7 protein-coding genes are annotated in these 8,260 nt (G+C 57.3%); all 7 read left to right on the top strand.

The genetic code is table 11. The features are described 5' to 3' along the window. Positions 1-308, top strand: a 308-nt coding sequence (locus I8N66_RS34285; RefSeq protein ID WP_291164069.1) for a dihydrodipicolinate synthase family protein, incomplete at its 5' end; no start/stop codon positions are given. 1 nt (position 309) lies between these two features. Beyond that, entirely contained in the window at positions 310-1,809 is a 1,500-nt protein-coding gene (locus I8N66_RS34280) for an aldehyde dehydrogenase (RefSeq protein ID WP_291164066.1), read from the top strand. Continuing rightward, complete coding sequence (locus I8N66_RS34275; RefSeq protein ID WP_291164063.1) at positions 1,806-3,152, top strand: FAD-binding oxidoreductase; 1,347 nt, start codon at positions 1,806-1,808, stop codon at positions 3,150-3,152. Before I8N66_RS34280 ends, I8N66_RS34275 begins: the two co-directional genes overlap by 4 nt. A 447-nt stretch (positions 3,153-3,599) precedes the next feature. Next, positions 3,600-4,991, top strand: coding sequence for an FAD-binding oxidoreductase (locus I8N66_RS34270; protein WP_291164060.1), 1,392 nt, complete (start codon positions 3,600-3,602; stop codon positions 4,989-4,991). Between the two features lie 317 nt (positions 4,992-5,308). Next, positions 5,309-6,421: an ABC transporter ATP-binding protein gene (locus I8N66_RS34265; RefSeq protein WP_291164058.1), complete on the top strand. Its 1,113-nt coding sequence runs from the start codon at positions 5,309-5,311 to the stop codon at positions 6,419-6,421. A 26-nt stretch (positions 6,422-6,447) separates the two neighbouring features. Then, positions 6,448-7,557, top strand: coding sequence for an ABC transporter substrate-binding protein (locus I8N66_RS34260; RefSeq protein ID WP_291164056.1), 1,110 nt, complete (start codon positions 6,448-6,450; stop codon positions 7,555-7,557). A gap of 114 nt (positions 7,558-7,671) precedes the next feature. Continuing rightward, on the top strand, positions 7,672-8,260 hold a 589-nt coding region (locus I8N66_RS34255; protein WP_291164053.1), incomplete at its 3' end, for an ABC transporter permease.

Genomic DNA, 8,260 nt, shown 5'->3' with positions numbered 1-8,260 from the left:
GGAGTTGGGTCTGCGGCGGCTCGAACTTCCTGCCCAAGGAGCACATCGCGCTTTATAAGGCATGCGTCGTCGAGGGCAATTTCGCCAAGGGCCGGCGGATCATGTCGGCGCTGATGCCGCTGATGCGTGTACTCGAACAGGGTGGCAAGTTTATCCAGTGCATCAAGTATGGCTGCGAAATGGGCGGCTTCCTCGCCGGTCCTCCGCGTCCCCCGCTGAAGCCGCTGAACAAGGACGACACGAGGCAACTCGAACAGGTGGTGCGCGTTTTGAAGCGCACGATTGCGCAAATCGAAGCGGAGGCATGACATGGGCGATCTTCTGACACACGACGAGTACAAGGCAATTGCCGCGAACATCACTTTTCCCACCCAGGCGTTCATTGATGGCAGTTTCCGGCCTGCGATCTCCGGCAAAACCTTCGAGACGACCAACCCCGCGACGGGCGAAGTGCTCGCAACGGTAGCGTCCTGCGGCCCCAATGACGTCGACTTTGCCGTTTCCAAGGCGCGCGATGCCTTCGAAGACGGTCGTTGGTCGCGACTGCATCCGAGCGCACGCAAGGAAATCCTCATCAAGCTTACCAAGCTTTTGAAGCGCAATGCGCGCGAGCTTGCTGTCCTTGAAAGCCTCGATAGCGGCAAGACGATCTACGACTGCGAAAACGTCGACGTTCCAGAGACCATCCATTGCCTCACATGGCATGCCGAACTCATTGACAAGATCTATGACCAAGTCTCTCCCGCGTCAGATAATCATATCGCGATGATCGTCCGCGAACCTGTCGGCGTCGTCGGTCTCGTACTGCCGTGGAACTTTCCGCTACTGATGCTCGCCTGGAAGATCGGCCCTGCCCTCGCCGCAGGCAATTCCGTCATCGTCAAACCGGCCAAGGAAACCACGCTGACGGCGCTGCGTGTTGCGGAGCTTGTGATGCAAGCCGGCATTCCGGCGGGTGTATTCAACGTACTACCCGGCGGTGGCGCTGAGGTTGGCGAGCCACTCGGCAAGCACATGGACGTCGACATGGTTTCCTTCACCGGATCGACAGACACCGGACGGCGCTTCCCTCGTTACTCCGCCGACTCCAACCTCAAGGAAGTCACTCTTGAGATGGGAGGCAAGAATCCGGCCGTCGTCCTCGACGATGCCGAGAATCTCGACCGAGTAGCTGCACACCTTATCAACGGCGCCTTCTGGAACATGGGCGAAAACTGCTCCGCTTCGTCACGCCTGATTGTTCAGCGCGGCATCAAGGAAGAGCTCTTGAGGCGCATGGTCGCTCATGCCCGTGAGTGGCCGATGGGCGATCCGCTCAACCCGGTAAACCGCGTCGGCGCGCTTGTGTCCAAGGCACACTTCGAAAAGGTCAGCTCTTACCTCGAAAAAGGCCAGAAGATCCTGCTTGGTGGCAAGGCAAAGGACGGATTTGTGGAGCCGACGATCATCGACGTTGCCGACCGCGAAGCGAAGGTCGTGCGTGAAGAGGTCTTCGGACCTATTTTGACGGTACTCACGGTCGAAAGCTACGAGGAGGCGATCAGCCTTGCCAACGACACGGAGTATGGTCTCGCCGCGTCGATCTACACCGCCAATGCCAAGCGAGCCATCCGCGGTGCGCGCGCGATCAGGGCGGGCACAGTCACAATCAATTGCTTCGGGGAAGGTGACATCACGACGCCGTTCGGTGGCTTCAAATCGTCTGGTTTCGGCGGCCGCGACAATGGCGTCCATGCGCATGATCAGTACACTCGGATCAAGACGATCTGGATCGACCTCAACGACGATGTCGACGAGGCCGTCGCTTGAACGCGTTTACAGCCATAAGGCTGCCGGTCCATCGTGGACCGGCAGCCTGGAGCACAATCCTCCCGGAGGTCGGACAGCCTGTCGCTCTTGACGGCGATATCACCGTGGATGTTGCCATCATCGGCGGCGGTTTTGCAGGCCTGTCGGCCGCCCGTCGACTGCATCAGATCGACCCCAGGCTGCGTATCGCCGTCGTCGAGGCAGGGCGGTTGGCGGAAGGAGCATCGGGCCGCAACTCCGGCTTCATGATCGACCTGCCGCATGACGTCTCCTCCGAAGATTATTCCGGCAAAGGCCTCGCAGCCGACCAAGAGATCATCGCGCTTAACCGGGCTGCCATCTCCTTTGCCCGATCCAACGTTCAGGATTATGGGATCGCTCCGGCTTTCTTCGATCCGGCCGGCAAGATCAACGGCGCTGCGAGTGCCACGGCCCACGCGCTCAACGACAGCTATGCCGCCCATCTCGTACGTTTGGGTGAGCCCAGCGAAAAGCTGGATGAAAAGGCTATGTTCGAACTGACTGGGAGCCGTCACTACGTTTCCGGGCTCTACACCCCCGGCACCGTCATGCTCCAGCCCGCCGGCTACATCCGAGGTCTCGGCGCCGGCCTTAGGCGAGATGGGGTCCACGTTCTAGAGTCGACACCTGTCGTTCGCTTCGAGCGCGAAGGCGCCAGTTGGATACTGTCCACAAAACGTGGGCGGATTGCGGCTGACAAAGTCATGATGGCAAACAACGGCCATCTGGAAAGCTTTGGCTTCAAGCGCAAGAGGCTAATGCACATCTTCCTTTATGCATCGATGACGGCCGAACTGGATGACGAGACAGTTTCCCGCCTTGGTGGCCACCCGCGCTGGGGCATCACGCCTTCCGATCCCATGGGCACCACCATGCGCCGTATCGACACCGCGCAGGGCGGAAACCGCATCGTCACGCGTACCTGTGCCAGCTACCTGCCGGGAATGTTGCCCTCTGAGGCGACACTCGCGCGCGCGGCACGCATTCATAGGAAGAAATTCGCGGACCGTTTTCCCGCCATTGCAAAAGCGCCGATGGAATTCAGTTGGGCCGGCCATCTCTGCCTCAGTTGGAATGGGGTGTCGGTAATGCAGGAACTCGAAAAGGGCCTCTATTCCGCATGTTGCTGCAACGGCTTGGGTACCGTGCGAAGTACGCTGACCGGGATAGGTGCCGCCGACCTGCTATGCGGTGTGTCATCCGACATAGCGGCACATTTTCTTGCAGAAGGTGAGCCCAGCCGGCTAACACCGTCACCTTTCGACCGACTGGGTGCAAGCCTCTTCCTTCGATGGCGGGAATGGAAGGCTCGCAGCGAATGAGTACAAGTGTCCGCTTCGTGGCAGTTTCGCCACAGGTGCGCCTTTTGCCCGATCCAGCGCGCTTGCGAAAGCCGGCTCTTTTCTTCCAAGCAACAGGACGAGCGCCTTGACCAATCTACGCGATCTCTGACTCTGATACGGCTTCATTGGCCATACCGCTTTACATGCACAAGCACCCTTCGGCCTCTGCCGCCGGTTGCCACTCGCTACTCTTTTGAAGGCGCTTCCGGAGTCTTGCCCTTGGCCGCGGCGAGCCCTCAAATCAAGTATCAAAAGAAACGTCAGACATCCGCGTGTCAGGCGCTCAGAGCGCCGCGGCGTCGGCCTTGGGCACGAGTATGCGGAAAACCAACTGCCGCCCTAAGAGTTCCGAGCAGCGATTGATAAGCTTGACAACCGCATTTCGCACGGTATGTACCTTACATACAAGAAGGAAAGGATGTATCGTTGCGCGAATTCCTAGCCCATCTAGAGAGTATTTTTCCCAAGAGTTCGCTCCTTCTCGAAGACGAAGTGCCCGACCGCTACCGCGGCGATTGGAGCAACGAACCCATGTCTCGCCAGAAGGCGGTAGTCCGGCCTACGGACGCCACACAAGACGCCCAGGCTGTCACTGCATGTGTTCGCTTTAAGGTCCCGTTTGTTGCTCAAGGCGGGATGACCGGCTTGTGCGGCGGCGCCAACCCTGAGCCAGATTGGGTGGCAATTTCGCTCGAGCGAATGTCCGGCATTGAGGAGATTGATCCAATCAACTCGACGATGACAGTTCGTGCGGGAACACCCCTCGAAGTTGTCCAGAACGCTGCCGATGAAGCGGGCTTCCTCTTCCCGCTCGACCTCGGCGCGCGCGGGTCCTGTTCGATTGGGGGAAACATCGCGACCAACGCCGGTGGCAATCGGGTAATCCGCTATGGAATGACACGCGATCTCGTTCTTGGTTTGGAAGTCGTCCTGCCGGATGGCACGGTAATGGAATCACTTAACAAGCTGCTGAAGAACAATGCGGGTTATGACCTCAAGCAGATTTTCATCGGTTCGGAGGGTACGCTTGGGGTCGTGACAAGGGCAGTTTTGCGGATCTTTCCCAAACCACGGTGCACAATGGTTGCATTGTGCGGATTAGCGTCGTTCGCCGACGTTGAAGCGCTCCTGCGAAGCGCAAGGGCTAAACTGGGTTCCAGTTTGTCTGCATTTGAAGTGATGTGGCAGGATTTCTGGTCGGTAGCGACGAAAGCGAGCAAGTCGCGGTCGCCGATTTCCGCCGGACACGCACACTATGTTCTGGTCGAAATTCACGGCGCTGATGAAGCGCTCGACCGCGAGCGGTTTCAGGCATGGCTTGAAGAGGCGATGGAAGCAGGCCTCTTGGCGGACGCAGCGGTCGCCCAAACAATCGGTCAGTCTTTGGAATTCTGGTCGCTCAGGGACTCGGGCGCAGAATTCGCAGCGGCCATCGGGCCGCATCTTTCCTACGATATCGGGATTACGGTTGAACTTATGGACGAGTTCGTCGTCAAATGCAGGTCTAGACTTTCGGAGCGCATCGACGGGTGCAAAGCGGTCTTCTACGGCCACATTGGCGACGGCAATCTTCACCTCGATGCCTGGGTTCCTGGCAGGCCAATCGACAAAGTCCTGAAAGCGGCCACGGATAGTGTTGTCTATTCTTTGGTCGAGGAAACGAGCGGCACGATATCGGCCGAACATGGGATCGGCACGTCGAAGGCTCCATGGCTGAACCGGTCGCGGACAGGCGCTGAGATCGCGCTCATGAAGGCTTTGAAGCGCACGCTGGATCCTCAAGGTCTGCTCAATCCTGGAAAGGTTGTCTCAATCTAAGTCACGATCACGCGCCGATCGGATCCCGAGTCACCAGATCTTTTGCAAAAGCGGACGCAGCATTTCGAATGCCGGCGGAGGCAACGTTCGCTAGTGCGTGGTGACTTCAACTAGCACATGGAGGCGCCGTCCGCTTACCTCACGGCGCCTTACCATTCATGCCGAGCGATTGGCTCGGCGCCTCTCCCAGGAGCTACCTCCTACGACGTCTCGAAATTCCTGGAAATTCGTCTTGACACGAATAGTAGAAATACTCATTGATACCTTACATACAAGAACAGCACGCGCATAGCGCGATTGCTTCAGGGAACTCGACATTGCCCCAGATAGACAAGCAAAGCACGCAGCTAAGCGTGCTGGGCATCACGAAACGCTATGGCGATTTCACGGCGCTCGATCGCATATCGATGGAAATCCGGCAGGGTGAATTCCTTGCCTTGCTCGGCCCATCGGGCTCAGGAAAATCGACATTTCTCAACATTCTGGCCGGATTCGAAAATGCGACAGATGGCAAGATTCTCCTGGGCGGAGGAGACGTCACGTCCCTTCCACCCGAGAAGCGCAACTTTGGTATGGTATTCCAAGGGTACGCGCTCTTCCCTCATCTCACGGTGACGCAAAACATCGCCTTTCCGCTGCGGGTCAGGAAAGTTGCCGCAGCCGAACAAGCACAGCGCGTCAAGGAAATCATTGATCGGGTCGGACTGGCGGCTCACTCCGATAAGTATCCTCGACAACTTTCCGGCGGCCAACAACAGCGCGTTGCACTTGCAAGAGCTCTGATATTCTCACCGACCATGCTTCTTCTCGACGAGCCATTTTCTGCGCTCGACAAGAACCTGCGTGAGCAGTTGCAGTTCGAGGTCTCGAGAATTCACCGGGAATTCGGCAAGACGTTCGTCTTCGTTACGCACGACCAGTCCGAGGCACTTTCAATGGCCGACAGAGTGGCCATCTTTGAAGGCGGAAAACTCCAGCAATTAGGTGCTCCCAAGGAGATCTATTCAAAACCTAAGTCAGAATTCGTAGCGCGCTTTCTGGGTCGCATAAACATATTCCCACTGAAAAACATCAGGTCTGAAGCCGGAACTGTCCATGGGGCGTTCGGGGACAGCCTTCTCAGGGCGTCGGGAAGCGCGACCGACAACTGTCAGATTGCTGTCCGGCCGGAACATACAACGCTCTCGTCGGCACCGGTCCCCGGAGATCACAACAATGTGCGGGTGACCATAAGGGGCGTCGCCTATCACGGAGCAACGGTCGCGCTCGACCTGCTTTCGGCGCACACTGCAAGTCCACAAGTGCTTTCTCTCTCAATGTCGGCCGATGTCTGGCAGCGAGACTACCACCTCAAATCGCAAGATTTCTGGCTCTCCTGGGCGCCCGAAGCCGGCCTACTGATCCCTTACGCCCGCAGCACGAATTCCTAGTCAGCTATTTCACAACGGAGGCAGACATGCTTGATTTCTTAAGACTCGACAATGCCGATATCCTGGAAACGAAATACAAGAATGGCGAGATCGATCGTCGACAACTGCTTAAGGCGCTTGGCATCCTCGGCCTGGCCTCAACAGCAATGGGCAGAATCGCTTTTGCGCAGCAGAAGGATCTTGTGCTGGCAACGTGGGGCGGCGACACATCCAAAGCTATCGACAGTGTCTTTGGCGCAGCCTTTACCAAGGCCACGAACATCAACGTTAAGGATGACGGCTCGGGTCCAACCGAAGGTGCCGTGCAAGCCCAAGCGACAAGCGGCAAGATTTCCTGGGATGTGCTCCAGTTGGACTACTTCTCTTCGGTCACGCTTGGAAAGAAGGGCCTTCTTGGTCCGATCGATTACAATGTGGTGAAGAAATCCCGCGTTCTGGAAAACAGCTCGCACGAGTTCGGCGTGGCATGTTTCTTGAACAGTTACGTGCTCGCCTACGACACGTCGACCTACGGAGACAACCCTCCGAAGACCTGGGCGGACTTCTTCGACGTCGAGAAGTTTCCTGGAAAGCGCACATTCCCGAAATGGATGATTGGCGTTCCGGAGGCAGCACTTCTCGCTGACGGTGTCCCGCCGGACCAACTTTATCCACTCGATCTCGACCGAGCCTTCAAGAAGATCAAGGCACTGATGCCGCACGTCGCCGCCGTCTGGGGGTCAGGCTCCGAGAGTCAGCAGATCATGCTCAGTGGCGAGGCCTCGATGGGACTGCTGCTCGGAACTCGGGCGATCCTTGTCGACCGTGATACCGACCAAAAGATTACCTTTTCCTTCAACGACGGCCTATTGATCTTCGACGCATGGTCCTACTCGAAGGGCAATCCGGCGGGAGCTGAGGCTGCCAACCAGTTCATTGCCGCCACCCAGGATCCTGCGCTTCAGGTAGAAATGCTTAAACTTGTCGGTTTCGGCCCGATCAATCCAGAGGCGGCAAAAATCGTCCCGGAAGAGCTTCGGCGCATCGATTGCTCTCAGCCGGAACATCTTTCTGTGATGCATCGGGTGAGCATGGAGTGGTACGCGGACAACTACGCCGCTGCTCTCGACAAATACACGGCCGTGATCTCGAGCTAAAAGATCGGTCTCCTTTTTCGAACGTCACCTCAGCTATTGAAAGCTACGTCGTTGTCTAATGGTTTTCAGAATACAGCGCGCGTAACGTGGACCATCCGTACGCCTGTCGTATGGATGGTCTTTATCGCACCGCTCATTATGTTCCTGTGTGCTGCCTATTTCATTCCGCTCATAGGTGTCCTGGCATGGAGTTTCACCCAACCGACGCTAGGCATCTCCAACTATACGGCGATCGCTACCGACAGCGGCATACAGGCAATCCTTTGGCGCACATTCAGGATCTGCCTCATGACAGGTCTTGCCGCTACGGCGATGGCCTACTTGCTTGCGTATCAGTGGGTCTATGGACCACCGCTTCGCCGGAGGTTCATTGAACTCGCAATCCTCGTTCCGTTTTGGATTTCTGTCCTTATCCGCGCGTTTGGATGGCTCGTACTCTTGCGTCCTAACGGGCTCATAAATGAAGCGTTGATGGCTATGGGATTGGTTCGCGATCCTATTCCACTGGTGCGAAACGAGCTCGGCGTCGTCATTGGCATGACGCAGTACATGGTGCCGTTCGCGTTTTTCCCCCTTGTGGCCGTTATGAGACAGATTGACGGTAGGATTCTACAGGCGGCTCGCGGTATGGGCGCCGGTGCGATCCGCAGGTTTTTTGAAGTGTTCCTGCCCCTCTCGCTGCCCGGCATCGTGGGCGCCTTCT

The organism is Ensifer sp. SSB1 (assembly GCF_016652895.1).
Lineage (GTDB): Bacteria > Pseudomonadota > Alphaproteobacteria > Rhizobiales > Rhizobiaceae > Ensifer.
This window is presented reverse-complemented; position numbering and strand designations above follow the sequence as displayed.

Coding starts and splice junctions, on each gene's coding strand:
- I8N66_RS34280 (WP_291164066.1), top strand. CDS start 310: ATGGGCGATCTTCTGACACACGACGAGTACAAGGCAATTGCCGCGAAC.
- I8N66_RS34260 (WP_291164056.1), top strand. CDS start 6,448: ATGCTTGATTTCTTAAGACTCGACAATGCCGATATCCTGGAAACGAAA.